The sequence below is a fragment of the Gemmatimonadaceae bacterium genome (assembly GCA_036504815.1).
In the GTDB taxonomy this organism is placed as follows: domain Bacteria; phylum Gemmatimonadota; class Gemmatimonadetes; order Gemmatimonadales; family Gemmatimonadaceae; genus PNKL01.
The window spans coordinates 270,713-286,486 of sequence record DASXUN010000003.1 but is presented as its reverse complement, the minus strand read 5'-3'; the positions used below and the strand labels follow the sequence as shown (position 1 = coordinate 286,486).

The window sequence follows — 15,774 nt, the reverse complement described above, 5'->3', positions numbered from 1 at the left end:
CCCCCCCCCCCCCCCCCCCCCCAAGACACTGCCAAGACCCGGAACGACAAGCTGCTCGACGCATGGCGCGAGTTTGTGTCGCGTTACCCGTGGTCGTGGTTCGGCACGTTCACGTTCGCTCGGGAAGTGCATCCAGAGGCTGCCGACAAACGCTACCGCGTATGGGCGAGCAAGCTCAGCCGATCGCTCTACGGCGCGCGCTGGTACAAGCGACAAAGCGGTGTCTACTGGATTCGTGCTCTCGAAATGCAGCGGCGCGGCGTCATCCACTATCACGCGCTCGTAGGCGCGGCTCGGCTTGCAAGGGCCGACGATCGCCTCGCCCGCGCAAACCGCCGCGCCTGGGAGGCGGAATGGCTGGAAATCGGTCGCGGATTCGCTCGGCTCGAGACGCCGCGGTCCATCGGTTGCGTGAGTGGATACTGCGCGAAGTACGTGGCAAAGGGTGGCGAGATCGACCTAGGCGGGGTGTTTCCGGATCTGACGTCACTCCCGCTCCTCTCACCGATCGACAGCCATCCCCCATGAAGAACCGCCGCGCTCCGCGATGCCATGCACCGGAGCGCGGGAAGGAGGCGGGCTGCGCACTTCGCCCGCGACTTGACGGGCGAAGTGCGCCGATATGCGAACGAAGTCAACTCTCTCTCAGGAGCCGTTATGAGCCGCAGTCTGAACAGGGTGTCGTTGATTGGGAATCTTGGTGCCGACCCCGAAGTCCGCACCACGTCAACCGGAACGAAAGTCGCGCAGTTCTCGATCGCAACGAGCCGCCAGTGGAATGATCCTGACGGCAAGCGCCAGGAGCGCACAGACTGGCACAAGTGCATCGCATGGAATCGGTCGGCGGAGGGTGCAGGACTTGCCGACATCATGGAAAGCTACGCGCGGAAAGGGGACAAAGTGTTTGTCGAAGGAAGGCTTGAATACCGGCAGTACGACGACAAGGAGGGCCGGACGCATCACGTCGCGGAGCTGAATGTGCGCGAGGTGGTGCTGCTGTCACCGAGAAAGGCAGCCGACGACCGGGCAGTACCAGCCCAGGCCGCATCCGCACCCTTCTGACAAACGGAACGCCGGATCTCTAGCGATCCGTGGAGATGAGAAGAATGTCTAAGGATGACTTTCTCACTGTGAGCGAGGCGGCCCGCGAGCTCGGCGTGGCACCGGAAACGGTTCGCCGATACGAGGCGCAGGGACGACTCGTGGCGGAGCGAACGCCGGGCGGTCAGCGGCGGTACCGACGGTCCGTCGTCGAACGACTGCGTGCACGTGCATCGACGCAGGCTGAAGTGGCGTCGCACCAGCATCATCCGGCGGTGGCGCCTGCTCGGGAGACCGAGCAGGCCCCGCCCGCCCCGGCGGCGGTTCCGCCGTGGGAGGCGCGACGAGCGAACGCCGAAGCGGACCTCGATGTGACGCGTGCTGAAATCGCACGCCGTCAGGAGGTTCGGCAGTATCTCGCGGAACAGCGCTCGCGGGAGGACGCTGCACGTGCACTGGAACGAGACCGCGCGGCAGCTGCTCTGGCCGAAGCACAGGCACGTGCCGCAGAGGCCAGAGCCGAAGCGGAACGCGAGCAGGCAGCGCAGCGGGAGAAGGCGGCGCGCGACAACTGTGTGGCGATGATCCGCATCCGGATGAGCAGAGAGCCGTCTGCGGTCTGTGCGGAGGTAGAACGCTACTTGGCGGAGCATGCCCGGGTCGGCGTTCCGCTCCATCTGATCGAGGCGGAGTGCGCCGCCATACTCGATCGCCATCACGCCACGCGCAAGGCCGAGGAGCGGGCGAAGACGGCGGCCGCTGCAGAATTGATTCGGCAACGCGTGCAGCGCTCCCAGCTGCTCTCGCACGGCGGATCGTATGCGCTGTTGCAGACAAGAGACGCCGCGCTATGGGGCCCTTATGCGGCTCTGGAGGCGCGCGAGGCCATTCGGCGGAGATTGGACGAAGTCGTATGTCCAGACTGGACGGAGCGGCGCGTCGAGCAGGAAGTCGACGACGTGCTCTCGGAATGGGTGTGATGCATCTGCCCGCCGGTGGTCCGCCAGACCGAACACGACCGCGGAGCCGCGCCGAACTGCTCGCCAAATGGCGAGCGACCGCGGACGCGCTGCGCGCCGTCGAGGCGCACGTGTCGGGCTGCGCACTGTGCGAGCAGTTCATCGCGGACCTCTGCGGCATTGACGTCGAGTCGCCGGATGAGTCACTCACGTTGGCACAGGCCGCGACTGTGTCGGGATATAGCCCGGCTCATCTTCGCCGCCTCGCACGCGAGGGAGCCATTCCGGCGACGGGGCGTGGACGCACGTGGCGGATCGCTCGGCGTTGCCTGCCGGTTAAGGCGCGCCAAGTGGCAGCGTCGGCAGCTGGCGTGCATCTTCTAGGCGCGAAGGCTGAGCAGGTTGTTCGTACCAGCGTGAACGTTTCCAGAGAAACCTCACGATGAACGAACACCTACCGACGCAATGGAGCTTCACCACCGGCGAGCGTGGCCGGAATCGGGTCCGGGCATTCGCCCATCCCGTGACCGGTCGGATGTTCCTGGAGTTCAGGGAGGCCGGACGCCGCACCCGTATCGCCCTTGGGCATCGGGACATCGAGGCCGCCAAGACGGCGGCGGAGAACGCGGCGTCGGCGTTGCGCGAGCACCGCACGGTGCCCGCTGGCGCCCTCCGACTCGGGGCGCTGTTTGACATCTACCTGCGCGAAGTCACACCACAGAAGGGAAAGAGTGCGCAGGGTCACGACCGGCGCGCGGCCAAGCGCTTCAGCGAGTGCTGGGGTGTCCACCGCGAGCTCATGACCCTCTCCCGCCGCGATTGGGACCGTTTTGTCGGTTGGCGGCGTGAGCACGGCGACCTGCGGCCACGGAAGGCCGCCAAGGAGGACCAGAAGCCGGAGAAGCGTGAGGTCCGGAGCCGCGTGATCGTCCAGGACCTCAAGTTCATGCGGGCCGTTCTCAACTGGGCGACCCAAGCCGGCGATGGAACGGGCAAGCAGCTGGTCGAGCGGAATCCGCTCGACAAGTTGCCCTTCCCTACCGACTCCAGCGTGCGGCGTCCGGTACTGGTCGCCGAGGAGTTCGAGAAGATGTTGGCGGTGGCACCCCGCGTGTCGCCGCTCTGCCCGTTGCTCCTGATGATCGTGCATGAAACAGGACATCGGGTCGGCGCAGTACTCCAGCTCCGCTGGTCGGACTTGGAGCTCGACAATGCGCGCGTGCGCTGGCGCGCGGAACACGACAAAATGCGCTCGGCGCACGAGACGCCGCTGTCGGTCGAAGCCGTTGAGTGGTTGAAGAAGGCGCGCCGCGAGCGCGCGCACTTGGGCGACGGATGGGTCTTCCCGGCGCCAGAACGCCCGCTGCAGCCTGTTTCACGGCATCGGGCACGTACCTGGTGGAACCGGCTCGAAACGCTGTCAGGAATTGCGCCAGAGCCCGGCCGGGGATGGCACAGCTTGCGGCGGAAGTTCGCCACGGAACTGAAGAACACGCCGTTGCGCGACTTGGCCCAGTTGGGCGGATGGAAATCAGCGCAAACCATCCTCAAGTGTTACCAGCGGGCCGATGACGTCACGCTGCGCGCCGCGCTGGCGAGCCGCGGCAGCCTTACCGCGGCCGGTTTGGTGTCGGTTGAACGGACACCACGAATGGACACCACGCCGCCAATCGGCCAGAAAACACATCGCCCCGCCAGCGCCTGAAGCGCTAACGGGGCAATGAGTTGTCGTACCAATGGGCCATCGAGGAGTTGAACCTCGGACCTCACGCTTATCAGGCGTGCGCTCTAACCACCTGAGCTAATGGCCCAGAATCTTGAAGTATCGCTAGTTCCGGAGACTGGGTCAACTGGCAGCCAACCGAAGGCGGGACAAGCAGTTCGCACATCCCCGCCTCCCACCACGTCCCCTTCCCTTGCACCACACCGTGCCCGGTCCCGCGCACCCAGGCACTACCCGTCGAACGCCCCGCCCCGCGGCTCGTCATCGTCCTCGAGGTTGTCGTACTCGTCGTCCAGGTCGATCAGGTCGTCGTCCAACTCGTCGAGCTCGTCGTCGTCCAGCGCCTCGAGCTCCTCGTCATCCAGCAAGCCGTCGTCGTCGAGGTCGAGATCGTCCTCGTCCTCGACGGCGTCCTCCTCGTCCTCGAGGTCGTCGTCCGAGTCGTCGTCGTCCTCGTCCTCGTCATCGAACTCGTCGTCTTCGTCGAGGTCGTCGTCGAAGAGTGCTTCGTCATCCTCGGGGGCCGCAGCCTGCAGCGCGAGGAGGGTGATGAGGTCCGCGTCGAGAGCCTTGCCGACCGGCGACGACGCCAACTTGCCCGACATGATGCTGCGCTCCGTGTGCTGCCTGGATGGGTTAGGACGAGGCGCGTTCGCGCTTCGCTTCGCGTGAACTGCGTTTGCGGTCCGTCGCGAGAAGGCTCCGCTTGCGCAGACGAATCGACTTCGGGGTCACCTCGATCAACTCGTCGTCTTCGATATACTCCAGCGCACCTTCCAGCGTCAACACCCGCGGCGGCTCCAGCGAGATGGCGTCGTCGGCCGACTTCGACCGCATGTTCGTCAGCTTCTTTTCCTTCGTCGGGTTGACGTCCATGTCCCCCGGCCGGGAGTTCTCGCCCACCACCATCCCTTCATAGACCTCGTCGCCGGGCGCCACGAACAGCGTCGAGCGATCCTGCAGGTTGCCCAGGGCGAACGCGACGATCGTTCCGTGCTCCATGGACACCAGCACCCCGCGGCTGCGCCCCTCGAGCGCCCCCGCCCACGCCCCGTATTCCAGGAAGCGGTGGTGGATGATGCCGGTGCCCCGCGTGTCCGTCAGGAACTCGCTCCGGTACCCGAACAGCCCGCGCGCCGGGATCTTGTAGAGCAGGCGCACCATCCCCTGCCCGGGATTCTTCATCTCGAGCATTTCGGCCTTGCGGGGTCCCAGCTTCTCGATGACCGTCCCCATGAACTCCTCGGGGACGTCGATGGCCAGCTCCTCGTACGGTTCCAGCCGCTCGCCGTTGGGCCCAAGGTGAGTGATCACCCGCGGCCGCGACACCTGGAACTCGTACCCCTCGCGCCGCATCGTCTCCATCAGGATGGAGAGGTGCAGCTCGCCGCGCCCGCTCACCGTCCACGTATCGGTGGCGTCGGTGTCCTCCACCCGCAGCGCCACGTTGCGCTCGAGTTCCTTCTCCAGCCGCTCCTTGATCTGGCGCGACGTCACATACTTGCCGTCGCGGCCCGCGAACGGCGAGTTGTTGACCAGGAAGTCCACCGAGATCGTCGGTTCCTCCACCGCGATCCCCTCCAGCCGCTCGGGATGCTCGGGATCGGTGATCGTGAGGCCGATCTCCACGCCCTCGAGGCCGGCCAGGCAGACGATCTCGCCCGCCGACGCCTGCGGCATTTCGACGCGCTCCAGCCCCTCGAAGCCGTAGAGCTTGGTCACCCGGCCCACGATGGGCTTCTTCTCGTGGTCCACGGACAGCAGGTGCACGGTGTCGCCCACGTGCACCGTGCCGCGCTCGATCCGGCCGATGGCCATGCGGCCGAGGTAGTTCGAGTAGTCGATGGTCGAGATGAGCATCTGGAACGCCCCGGCCGCGTCGTGTGGCGGTGCCGGCACGTGCTTGACGATGGTGTCGAACAGCGGCGTCAGGTTCACGGCCGGCACGGCCATGTCCATCGTGGACGTCCCCTCGCGCGCCGAGGCGTAGACGACGGGGGCGTCGAGCTGGTTCTCGTTGGCCTCGAGCTCGATCAGCAGGTCGAGCACTTCCTCGTGCACGCGCATGGGGTCGGCGCCCGGCCGGTCGATCTTGTTGATGCAGACGATCACCTGCCGGCCCAGCGCCAGCGCCTTGCGCAGCACGAAGCGGGTCTGCGGCATCGGTCCGTCGAACGCGTCCACCACGAGGAGCACCCCGTCCACCATCCGGAGGATGCGCTCCACCTCGCCGCCGAAGTCGGCATGCCCCGGCGTGTCCACCACGTTGATCTTGGTGTCCTTCCAGTGGATGGACGTGTTCTTGGCGAGGATGGTGATCCCCCGCTCGCGCTCGAGCGGGTTCGAATCCATCACGCGCTCGGCGACGACCTGATTTTCGCGAAATGCCCCGGACTGGCGGAGCATCTTGTCCACGAGCGTGGTCTTGCCGTGGTCAACGTGCGCGATGATGGCAATGTTGCGGATTTCCATAGCCTCGTAAGATAGTCGAACACCGGCTAGAATTCACAGGTCGCGCCCCCCCAGCCGGACCGCGCCCCTTCTACACCGCACCCTCGCCGACGACGGGGCCCGCCAATGCCCACCTCTCACCTGCAACACGTTGCGGCCTTGCGGCTCGAAAGCGAGCGGCGGCTGGCCCTCGTGGCAACCACGCTCCTGCTCGTGCCGGGCGTCCTGTTCGCCTACGTGGACATCAGTGTCGTGCCGAACCGGACGACGCTGACCGTGCTCCACGCGCTGCGCGCCTCGCAGCTGCTCCTGTGGGCGCTTGGCGTGGCGGTGATCCGGAAGGCCGAGTCGCGCGCGGCCCTCGGTCGCGTGCTCTTCCTCCTCGCCCTGGCCATTGTCGCCTTCCTGACGAGCAACGCGCTCCTGCGCCCGGCCGACAACTGGATGCCAGTGCGCACCATGGTGCTGGTCTCGATCGGGACCTTCGTCGTCTATCCGTACCCGTTTCGGCTCCAGTTGGTGGCGTGGGCGGCGCTGCTGGTCTCCGTCACGGGTCTCATCTGGAGTCACTGGGTGACGATGCCGTCGTACGAGCGCGTCGCCACGGGCCTCAATATCGTGCTCGCCGGCGTGCTCGGCATGCTGATCGCCCGCAATCGCACGCAGCTGGACAAGGACCTGGATGCGTCACTGGCGCGCGAACAGGCCGCCATCGAGGCGCGCGAACAGGCCGTCGCCGAGCTGCGGAAACTCGAGGGGATCATCCCGATCTGCGCCTACTGCCACCAGGTGCGCACCGAAGCGGGCGCCTGGGAGGGGCTCGACCGGTATGTGCGGGCACACAGCGACGCGGACTTCTCGCACGGCATGTGTCCGCGGTGCGCTCGCGAGCATTTCCCGGAGTACATGGAGACGAGCGCCGGCCCGCGGTGAGCACCGGTCGGCTTGCCGCGCGGATGCACTGTACCCACATTGTTTGGCTTGGCGCATGGCCGACGCCGGCCCCGCCTTCCCCCCAGTGCCCCCCGCGATGACCGACCTGCTATCGTCGCGACCGGTGAACGAGCCGTCGCCGCGTGCGTCGAGCGCACCGGAGATGACGCCGGATGCGCTCGAGCAGCACCGGTTCGAACGCGACCGGGTGCAGGCGCTGCGGGTGGTCGCCGTCCTCGCCTTCCCCATCGCCGCCTTCGGCATCATCGACGCGATGGTCGCCAAGTCGGGCCTCCGTCTCGCCATTCTCTGGTCCGTGCGCGGGGCAACCCTGCTCGCGCTGGTCGCGCTCTGGCACTGGTTGAGGGCGGCGCCCACCCGGACGCGCTTCGAGCGACTCCTTTTCATCGCCCAGCTGGTGGGGGTGGCGCTGGCCATCGCCTCGCATATCGGCCGCGGCCCGGACCAGCTGTTCATCACGCGCTTCGAACTGCTGAGCGTGGTGGTCTACTACCTGATGATCCCGGGCCGCACCCGAGTGCAGGCGGTGCCGGCCATCATCCTCTCGGTGGCCAGTCTCTCGTTGGTGCTGTACTGGCACCACGACGTCTCGGGCCCCCAGATCGTGACGCACGTCGTCTGCTTCGCCCTGGCGAACGCGCTCGGCCTGCTCGTCGCCCATCATCGCCAGGCGACGGCCGAAGCGGAGGACCGGGCGTGGCGCGCCATGGCGCGCGCCCGGGATCACCTGCAGGAGACGGTGGCGGAGTTGCGCGCGCTCCGCGGCGCCGTCCCCATCTGCCCGCAGTGTCACAAGGTGCGCGATGAGCGCAACGCGTGGCAGCAACTCGAGGCCTACGTCGCCTCGCGCGGCGACGTCGGGTTCTCGGCGATTCTCTGCCCGTCGTGCCTCACCAGCGCGTACGGCGCCGTGCTCTCCAGCGACACCCCGGCCCGCTGAGGGCGGTCCGGAGCGCGCGGCTACCGCTTCACGCCGGCCATGCCGGAACGTGGCGTTCCACCGGCCGCCCCCTGGCCCGCGGGCGGCGTTCCGCCAGCTCCCCCCGCGGTCTGCGGATCGGTCTCGGCGAACGACGTGTCGTGCCCCTTGACCTTCAGCGACGCCACGAACGCCGCCTTCTCCACCGACTTCATCCACGCTTCCTTGGGCTCGACGAGCTTCTGCTCGACGAGGTCCATCAGCGTGTCGTTCATCGTCACCATGCCGATGCGCTTGGACGTCTGCATGATGCTCGGAATCTGGAACGTCTTGCCTTCGCGGATGAGGTTGGACACGGCGCCGGTGACCAGCAGGATTTCCCGCGCGGCCACGCGCCCGCCGCCGATCTTCTTGCAGAGCACCTGCGACACCACGCCCTTGAGCGACTCCGAAAGCATGGTGCGCACCTGCTCCTGGCGGTCGGCCGGGAACTGGTCGATGAGGCGGTCGATGGTGCTCGCCGCCGTGGTCGTGTGCAGCGTGCCGAACACCAGGTGGCCCGTTTCCGCCGTCTCGATGGCGATGGCCACCGTCTCGAGGTCGCGCAGCTCGCCCACGAGGATGATATCCGGATCCTCGCGCAGCGCGGCGCGCAGCGCGCTCTTGAACGAGTCGGTGTGCACGCCCACCTGCCGCTGCGTGATGATGCAGCTCTTGTTCTCGTGCACGAACTCGATCGGGTCCTCGATGGTGATGACGTGGTCGGAGCGTGACCGGTTCACCAGGTCAATGAGCGCGCAGAGCGTAGTGGACTTGCCCGATCCCGTGGGGCCGGTGACGAGCACGAGGCCCTTGGTGAGGTAGCAGAGCTTCTGCACCTCGGGGGTGACCCCGAGCTGGTCGGCCGTCACGATGTTGCTCGGGATGACGCGGAAGACGGCGGCAATGCCCTTGCGGTCCTTGAGCACGTTGGCGCGGAAGCGCGCCACGCCCTCGATCTCGTACGCGAAGTCGGTGTCGTTGTGCTCGGCGAACTCCTTCTTGTTGCGATCCGGCATGATGGACTGCAGCAGCGCGGTGAGCTGGGGGTCCGTCATCTTGGGACCCTCGATGCGGTCCATCTCGCCGCTCTTGCGCAGGATGGGCGGTTCCGTGACGCGCAGGTGCAGGTCGGATCCGCCGGTCTCGACGAGGAGCCGCAGCAGCCGTTCCATCTCGACGCGGGCCTTGGCGGGGTCCTTCAGCTCGGCGGCATCGGCCACCGGCGCCGGTGCCGCGCCGCTGGAGACGACGCCCGTCTCGAGATCCACCGCGCGAAACATCCCCGTGCGCCGCTCGAACTCGCCCTTGTCGTCCACGGTGAGCTGGCAGTGCCACTTGTTGGCCTGCAGCATCGCGCGAACGAGGAAGACGCCCTCGGTGTTGGTGTACTGGAACTTGACCGGCGCCTTCTGGTCGAGGTTCGCGGAGGCCGCCGGCGGCGCGATCTCCTTGAGCAGGCCGACGACCTGCGCGCCGTTCAGCGGCTTGGTGACCGGCGTGTCATTCCCCTCGAGCTTCAGCGTCGAGGGCTGGTCCTCGTCCAGGTAGAGCGCCTCGGCGCTCTTCTGGATCATCACCGAGAGCAGTTTGTCGAGCTGAGCCATGCGGGGAAGACCGATTGAGGATTGGGAATTCGGATTGCGATCGGCGATGACGAATGCGGACGGCGACTAGCGATGGGGGAGGCAGTCCGCGAGCTCCTGCCCTTCAATCTGCACCGTCACGTGATGGATGCCGAATCGCGACATCGCGGCGTGCACGCGTTCGAGCGCCTGCTGGTGCTCCGCGGGTGTCGGCACGACGACGTGCGCGCTCATCGCGACCATGCCGCTGGTCACCGTCCAGACGTGGAGGTCGTGCACCGAGCAGACGCCGGGAACGGCCGCGATGGCGGTGCGCACGGCGTCGAGGGAGATGTGCGGCGGCACCGCCTCGAGCAGGACATCCACGGACTCGCGCACCAGCTGCCAGGCGCCGCGGACGATCAACACCGTCATCACGATGGACGCCACCGGATCGGCGATCGTCCAGCCCCGGTAGCGCACGCAGAGGCCGGCCACGATGGCGGCGACGGAGCCGAGCAGGTCGCTGAGGACGTGCAGGTAGGCGCCGCGCACGTTGAGCGACGACGACGCCCCGGCATGCAGGAGCCGGGCAACGAAGATGTTCACCAGGAGTCCGCCGGCGGCCACCACCAGCATCAGTCCGCTCTGCAGCGGCTCGGGGTGGCGCAGCCGGCCGATGGCCTCCCACACGATCCCCACGGAGACGAGCAGGAGCACCGTGCCGTTGATGAACGCGGCGAGAATCTCCCAGCGCAGGTACCCGAAGGTCTTGCTGGAGGTGCTCGGCTGGCGGCTGAACCACGCGACGAAGAGGGACAGGCCCAGCGCGCCAACGTCGGTGAGCATATGCCCGGCGTCGGCGAGCAGGGCCAGCGAGTTCGCCATCCAGCCGCCGACGACTTCGGCGAAGAAGAAGACCAGGGTGAGCATCAGGGCCCACTTGAGCCCCGACGTGCCGGCCCCGGGCTGGTGCGACGTTCCGTCGGCGTGCGTGTGCGCCACCGGCGGCGCGCCGGCGCGGCCGTTGGCCAGCGGCGCGCAGTCGTTCCTGGCGGCCGCCGGACTCACCGGGCGCCCCGGCGCTGGCGTCGCGCGGCTCGCGCCCGGTACGTTTGTCGCATGCTCTCGCGCCTCGGCATCATCGCTCTGCTGCTGCTCCTGAACGGGTACTTCGTGGCGGTGGAATTCGCGCTGGTGCGCGCCCGCCGCACGCGCCTGCAGGCCATGGTCCGAGCGGGCGACCTGATCGCCCGCTACGCCCTGCGCGCCACCGACAATCTGGCGCGTGTACTCTCGGCGAGCCAGTTGGGCATCACCGCCGCCTCCCTCGGCCTCGGCTGGGTGGCCGAGGAGTCCATCGGCCACGTCTTCGAGGGATGGTTCGCCGCCCTGCCTTTCGCCATCGAGGCGGGGTTGCGCGTGAGCCTCGGCGCCGGCGTCGCGCTGGTGGCCGTGACCTACCTGCACGTGGTGTTCGGCGAATTGACGCCGCGCGCCGCGGCGCTGCAGCACCCGGAAGTCTGGGCCAAGTGGCTGTCGCCGCCGCTCCTCGCCTTCGCCTGGCTCGTGCGGCCGTTCACCGCCCTCCTGAACCTGTCGGCGTCCGCGGTGCTGCGCCCCTTTGGCGTCCGGCTGGATGCCACGCACGACAGCGTGCATTCGCCTGACGAGCTCAAGGTCATCGTCGAGCAGAGCCAGCGCGAGGGAGAGATCGAGCAGCAGGACGCCGACCTCATCGGCGCCGTGTTCGAGTTCTCGGAGAAGAACGCCCGCGAGGTGATGACGCCGCGGACGGCGATCGTGGCGCTCGACGCGGAGGCCACACTGGACGAGGCGCTGGCGGTGGTCGAGGAGGCGGGATTCTCGCGCTACCCGGTCTTCGAGGGATCGCTCGACAATGTGGTGGGGATGGTGCACGCCAAGGACCTGCTTCCCGTGCTGCGGCACCGCCCCGCGACCTTCTCGCTGGCGAGCGTCATGCGCGACGTCCACGCCGTGCCGGGGTCGCGCGAGGTCGAGGAGGTGCTCGCCGACTTCAAGCGGCTCAAGGAGCACCTGGCCATCGTGCTCGACGAGTACGGCGGCACCGCGGGGCTCGTGACGATGGAGGACCTGCTCGAGGAGCTGGTGGGCGAGATCCTCGACGAGCACGACGAGGGCATCGCGACGACGCAGCGCGCGGCGTCGGGCGAGACGCTGGTGCCCGGGCAGGCGGAGATCGGCGACGTCAATGCGCAGCACGGACTGCAGGTGCCGGACGACGACTACACCACGGTGGGCGGCTTCGTCTTCGGCCTGCTCGGGCGGCTGCCGCAGGTGGGCGACAAGGTCAGCGGCGGTGGCGCCACGTGGACCGTGCGCGAAATGGACGGGCGGCGGATCGCGATCCTGGAGATGACGCGCGAGTAGCGGCGCTTGCCGGCTACTGCCGTGCGAGCCGCGCCGCGAGCAGGATGGCCTCGATCATCGACGACGGATCGGCCTTGTCCTGCCCCGCGATGTCGAGCGCGGTGCCGTGGTCGGGCGAGGTGCGCGGGAACGGCAGCCCGAGCGTGACGTTCACCGCCGACCCGAATGAGGCGACCTTGATGGCCGTCATCCCCACATCGTGGTACGGCGCGATCACGGCGTCGAACTCACCGCGCATCGCGCGGACGAAGACGGTGTCGGCGGGGAACGGGCCCATCAGGTCATTGGCCGTCGCGGCCGGACCCAGCAGGTCGGTGTCCTCCCGGCCGAAGCGCCCGCCGTCGCCGGCGTGCGGGTTCAGCGCGCAGAGCGCGATGCGCGGCGCCGCGATCCCGAACGCCGAGCGCAAGCCCTCGCGCGTCACGCGCGCCGTCCGCGCAATCACCTCGGCCGTCAGCAGCGACGGAACGTCGCGCAGCGGCACGTGGGTCGTGGCGAGCACCACGCGCAGCCGATCGCTGGCCAGCATCATCGCCACGTCGCGCCCGGTGAGTGCGGCCAGCATCTCGGTGTGGCCGGGGTACGCATAGCCGCCGGCGAGCAGCGCGCGTTTGTCGATGGGCGCCGTCACCAGCGCATCCGTTGCGCGCGCCTGGCACAGCGCCACGCCGCGCGCGATGGCCTTTCCCGCCAGCCGCCCGGCGTTGGCGTCGCTCTGCCGCGGATGCCACTCGCCGATCACGTCATCGACCGGGCAGTCGAGTCCTGACGGCCCCACCACCACCCAACGGCAAGCGCCCGCCACCCGGGGGTCGGCGAGCGCCTTGCGCACGATCTCCGCGCCGATACCGCGCGGGTCGCCCAGCGTGATGGCCAGCGTCGGCAGCGTCACATTCGGATGGAGACGTACATCTCTTTGCGCAGCTGGTCGAGAATGCGGCGCGCCGTCTTCTCCTGCACCAGCTGGGCGCGGATGCGCTCCCGCACATCCGTGAGCTTCATCTCACCGCCGTCCTCGGCCGACGTCAGCTGCAGCACAACCACCTTGCTGAGGCCATTCTGCGGATTCGGGATCAGGAACGGTCCGACGAATTCGCCGGCCTTTTTGTCCTTCATCGCCTGGCGGTACTCCGGCAGCAGCGAGTCGCGCGGGAACGGATCGGCCATCAGGCGCAACTCCGCCTCGTCGTGATGCTTGGTGACGAGCGAATCGTACGACGCGCCTTTCCTCCAGGCGGCCAGCACCGAATCGGCCTCGAGCTTCGCGCGCGCCACGTCACTGGAGTCCATGCTCCAGCGCAGCAGGATGTGGCGCGCCTTCACCTCGGCCGGCCGTATGCGATCGACGCGGATGATGTGGGCGCCGTACACCGTCTCCACCGTCGGGCTGACGACGTTCGGGTTGAGGGAGAACATCATCTGGTCGAAGGCGGGCACCATCATCCCGCGCCGCGCCCAGCCGAGGTCGCCGCCCAGCTCCTTGGAGCCCGGATCCTGCGACTCGCGCTTGGCGACCACCTCGAACTCCGTCCCCTTGGCGATCTCGGCCCGCAACGAATCCATCTTCGCCAGCGTCGCCTTGCGGCTGGCGGCCGAGGGCTTCGGACTCACGATGATCTGGCGGAACGTGACCGTGGCGGGCCGCTTGGGCAGGCGGTCCTTGGCATGCGCGAACGCCTCGGTGATTTCGGCCTCGGAGATGGCGACCGACGGCATGCGCCCCTTGGCCTTCAGCGAGTCGATGGCGCGCTGCTGGAAGAGCTCGCGCTTGGCACGGTCCACGCGAATCCGGCGCAGTTCCTCGACCGTACCGAACCCTTCGCCCTTCAGCGCGTCGCGGTACTCCTGCTCGGTCTTGAACTGGTCGCGGATCTTCTTCATCTCGCCTTCGACCTGCTGCAGCACCTCGGCGTCCGTCACCGCGATCTTGTATCCCTTGGCGGTGGCGATCAGCACTTCCTGGTCCACGAGGTCGCTGATGATCGAGCGCGCGAACGCGACGAACGATGCCGAGTCGGTGGGGACCTGCGCCCCCTGCTGGCGCTGGTAGTTGATGAACTCCTGCACCTCGCTCCACATGATGGGCTTGGTGCCCACCACCGCGACGACGCGATCGACAGGGAACTCGCGCGGCGCGGCGCTGACGCCCTGCCCCCGGAGGGGGAGGGCGACGGCGCCACCCAGCAGCGCCACTTGAAAGAAAGCCCGGAGGTTCACTTACGGCTTCTTGGCGGGTTCAGCCGGCTTGGGCGCGGCCGGCGTGGGCGCGGCCGGCTTGGGCGCAGCCGGTTCGGCGCCGGGCATCGGCACCGCCGACGGCGGCTGCTGGGCGGCCCGGGTCGAGTCGCTCACCTGGCGGATCTTCGCGGCACGCTCGAGCGCGCGCTCGATCCCCGCCACCACGATGCGGGACTCGTACTTCTTGCGCAGCGCCGAGGCCACCGGCTCCGGCACGTTCACGAACTGCGCCTTCTCGGCGAGGAGGAGGTCGAAGTACGCATCGATGCGCGACGCGGCAAGCCGCTCCTTCTCCGAGACGGTCTTGGCCGAGTCCTTCAGGAAGAACGGCGAGACCTTGAGTTCCGACATCGCGCCCGCCACCTGCCCGAAGAACATGCCGCGGATGTTGCCCACGGCGGCCGAATCCGGGACCGTCTTGGCGCTGTCCGCGGCGTGCAGCACGAGTTCGTTGCGCGCGATCTGCTTGAGGAAGTACGGGATCGCCGTGTCGGGCGCCGACATCAGCTGCTCCCGAATGCGGGCCTGCGGCGGCATCGCGGCCATCCACTGCACCAGGCGCGCGGCCGTCAGGCTGCCGCCCTTCCACGTGACCAGCGTCGCCTTGTCCTCGCGGTGCGAATCCACGTCCTGCGCGACTTCCTTCACCGTCTTCGACGCCCCCGACTTCACCTGCAGGTCGGCTCCCTTCTCCATTGCCGCCATGTAGACGCTCTCGGCCTTCTGCGTGGCAATCTGGCCGTACGCCTGCGCGAACTCCTTGGACACTTCGTCGTAGGTCTGGCGCTTGATGAGGTGGAAGCCGAACTGCGATTCGACGATGCCCGACACTTCGCCCGGCTTCAGCGCCTTCACCGCGTTCTCGAACTCCGGCACCATCGCCCCCGGCGGGAAGACACCGAGCGCGCCGCCGTTGGCCTTGGAGCCGTCCTGCGACTTGGCCTTGGCCACGTCGGCGAAGTTCGCCGCGGTGACCGTCTTGCGGATCTTCTCGAGCTCCGCGCGCACCGAGTCGCGCGACTTCTGGGTCATGCCCTGGCGGGGCGACATGAGCAGGATATGGCGCGCCGCGAACATCTCGCCGGCCGCGTACTTGGCCGGCAGCGAGGCGCTGTCGACCTTGTTCCAGTCCTTGGAGATCTTGTCGTAGAACGCCTTCGACTTCTCCTGCGCGATCATCGACCACATGGCGTCGTCGGCGACCTTCGCGTCGTGCAGCGTGTCGTCGTGCGCGGCGGCGTAGCCGAGCAGCTGGTACGAGATCCAGATGTCGGCCACGGCGTTGGCGACATCCTTGCGCAGCGGAACCTTGGCGTTGCCGAGCAGGTCGGCGAGGCGGTTGACCGACAGTTCCTGCGTGCCGGCGCGGGCGACCACGTCCACGTGGGCGGTCAGCGCTTCCTTGAACCCGTCGCACGCGGCGATGCCAAGGGTAGCGGCCAGGGTGGTGGCGAGGATGACGTTGCGCTTCAT

General features: G+C 67.9%; 14 protein-coding genes and 1 tRNA gene. 7 read left to right on the top strand and 8 right to left on the bottom strand.

What is annotated here, in order from left to right:
• From VGJ96_01680 to VGJ96_01665, 4 genes are all read left to right on the top strand, one after another.
• The coding region (locus tag VGJ96_01680) for a hypothetical protein (GenBank protein ID HEY3285811.1) at window positions 1-528 on the top strand (528 nt) is incomplete at its 5' end.
• A 129-nt stretch (window positions 529-657) separates the two neighbouring features.
• A complete protein-coding gene (locus VGJ96_01675; protein ID HEY3285810.1) occupies window positions 658-1,062 on the top strand; it encodes a single-stranded DNA-binding protein in 405 nt (134 codons plus the stop codon).
• Between the two features lie 44 nt (window positions 1,063-1,106).
• The gene (locus VGJ96_01670) at window positions 1,107-2,021 is read left to right on the top strand and encodes a helix-turn-helix domain-containing protein (protein ID HEY3285809.1); all 915 of its coding nucleotides are present in this window, start codon (window positions 1,107-1,109) and stop codon (window positions 2,019-2,021) included.
• A 421-nt stretch (window positions 2,022-2,442) separates the two neighbouring features.
• Entirely contained in the window at window positions 2,443-3,705 is a 1,263-nt protein-coding gene (locus tag VGJ96_01665) for a tyrosine-type recombinase/integrase (protein ID HEY3285808.1), read from the top strand.
• Between the two features lie 32 nt (window positions 3,706-3,737).
• On the opposite strand, the gene VGJ96_01660 is transcribed toward VGJ96_01665, so the two are convergent.
• The 3 genes from VGJ96_01660 to typA form a co-directional block, all read right to left on the bottom strand.
• Window positions 3,738-3,811 (bottom strand) — tRNA-Ile (locus tag VGJ96_01660).
• A gap of 142 nt (window positions 3,812-3,953) precedes the next feature.
• On the bottom strand, window positions 3,954-4,328 hold the full coding sequence (locus VGJ96_01655) for a hypothetical protein (GenBank protein HEY3285807.1): 375 nt from the start codon (window positions 4,326-4,328) through the stop codon (window positions 3,954-3,956).
• A gap of 31 nt (window positions 4,329-4,359) precedes the next feature.
• Window positions 4,360-6,195, bottom strand: a complete 1,836-nt coding sequence (gene typA, locus VGJ96_01650; GenBank protein HEY3285806.1) for a translational GTPase TypA — start codon at window positions 6,193-6,195, stop codon at window positions 4,360-4,362.
• Between the two features lie 105 nt (window positions 6,196-6,300).
• Here typA and VGJ96_01645 point away from each other — a divergent pair, with 105 nt between their 5' ends.
• Together VGJ96_01645 and VGJ96_01640 are read left to right on the top strand one after the other, a co-directional pair.
• Complete coding sequence (locus VGJ96_01645) at window positions 6,301-7,107, top strand: hypothetical protein (GenBank protein ID HEY3285805.1); 807 nt, start codon at window positions 6,301-6,303, stop codon at window positions 7,105-7,107.
• A 97-nt stretch (window positions 7,108-7,204) separates the two neighbouring features.
• On the top strand, window positions 7,205-8,068 hold the full coding sequence (locus VGJ96_01640; protein ID HEY3285804.1) for a hypothetical protein: 864 nt from the start codon (window positions 7,205-7,207) through the stop codon (window positions 8,066-8,068).
• Window positions 8,069-8,088: 20 nt separating this feature from the next.
• Here VGJ96_01640 and VGJ96_01635 read toward each other — a convergent pair whose 3' ends face one another.
• Both VGJ96_01635 and VGJ96_01630 read right to left on the bottom strand, forming a co-directional pair.
• The gene (locus VGJ96_01635; protein HEY3285803.1) at window positions 8,089-9,693 is read right to left on the bottom strand and encodes a type IV pilus twitching motility protein PilT; all 1,605 of its coding nucleotides are present in this window, start codon (window positions 9,691-9,693) and stop codon (window positions 8,089-8,091) included.
• Between the two features lie 66 nt (window positions 9,694-9,759).
• On the bottom strand, window positions 9,760-10,722 hold the full coding sequence (locus VGJ96_01630) for a cation diffusion facilitator family transporter (protein HEY3285802.1): 963 nt from the start codon (window positions 10,720-10,722) through the stop codon (window positions 9,760-9,762).
• A gap of 51 nt (window positions 10,723-10,773) precedes the next feature.
• Here VGJ96_01630 and VGJ96_01625 point away from each other — a divergent pair, with 51 nt between their 5' ends.
• Window positions 10,774-12,063, top strand: coding sequence for a hemolysin family protein (locus VGJ96_01625; protein ID HEY3285801.1), 1,290 nt, complete (start codon window positions 10,774-10,776; stop codon window positions 12,061-12,063).
• A gap of 13 nt (window positions 12,064-12,076) precedes the next feature.
• On the opposite strand, the gene pdxA is transcribed toward VGJ96_01625, so the two are convergent.
• Genes pdxA through VGJ96_01610 form a run of 3 tightly spaced genes read right to left on the bottom strand, consistent with a single transcriptional unit; the run spans window position 12,077 to window position 15,774 of the window.
• The gene (pdxA, locus tag VGJ96_01620) at window positions 12,077-12,955 is read right to left on the bottom strand and encodes a 4-hydroxythreonine-4-phosphate dehydrogenase PdxA (GenBank protein HEY3285800.1); all 879 of its coding nucleotides are present in this window, start codon (window positions 12,953-12,955) and stop codon (window positions 12,077-12,079) included.
• Window positions 12,952-14,280, bottom strand: a complete 1,329-nt coding sequence (locus VGJ96_01615) for a peptidylprolyl isomerase (protein ID HEY3285799.1) — start codon at window positions 14,278-14,280, stop codon at window positions 12,952-12,954. Before VGJ96_01615 ends, pdxA begins: the two co-directional genes overlap by 4 nt.
• On the bottom strand, window positions 14,281-15,774 hold the full coding sequence (locus VGJ96_01610; GenBank protein ID HEY3285798.1) for a peptidylprolyl isomerase: 1,494 nt from the start codon (window positions 15,772-15,774) through the stop codon (window positions 14,281-14,283).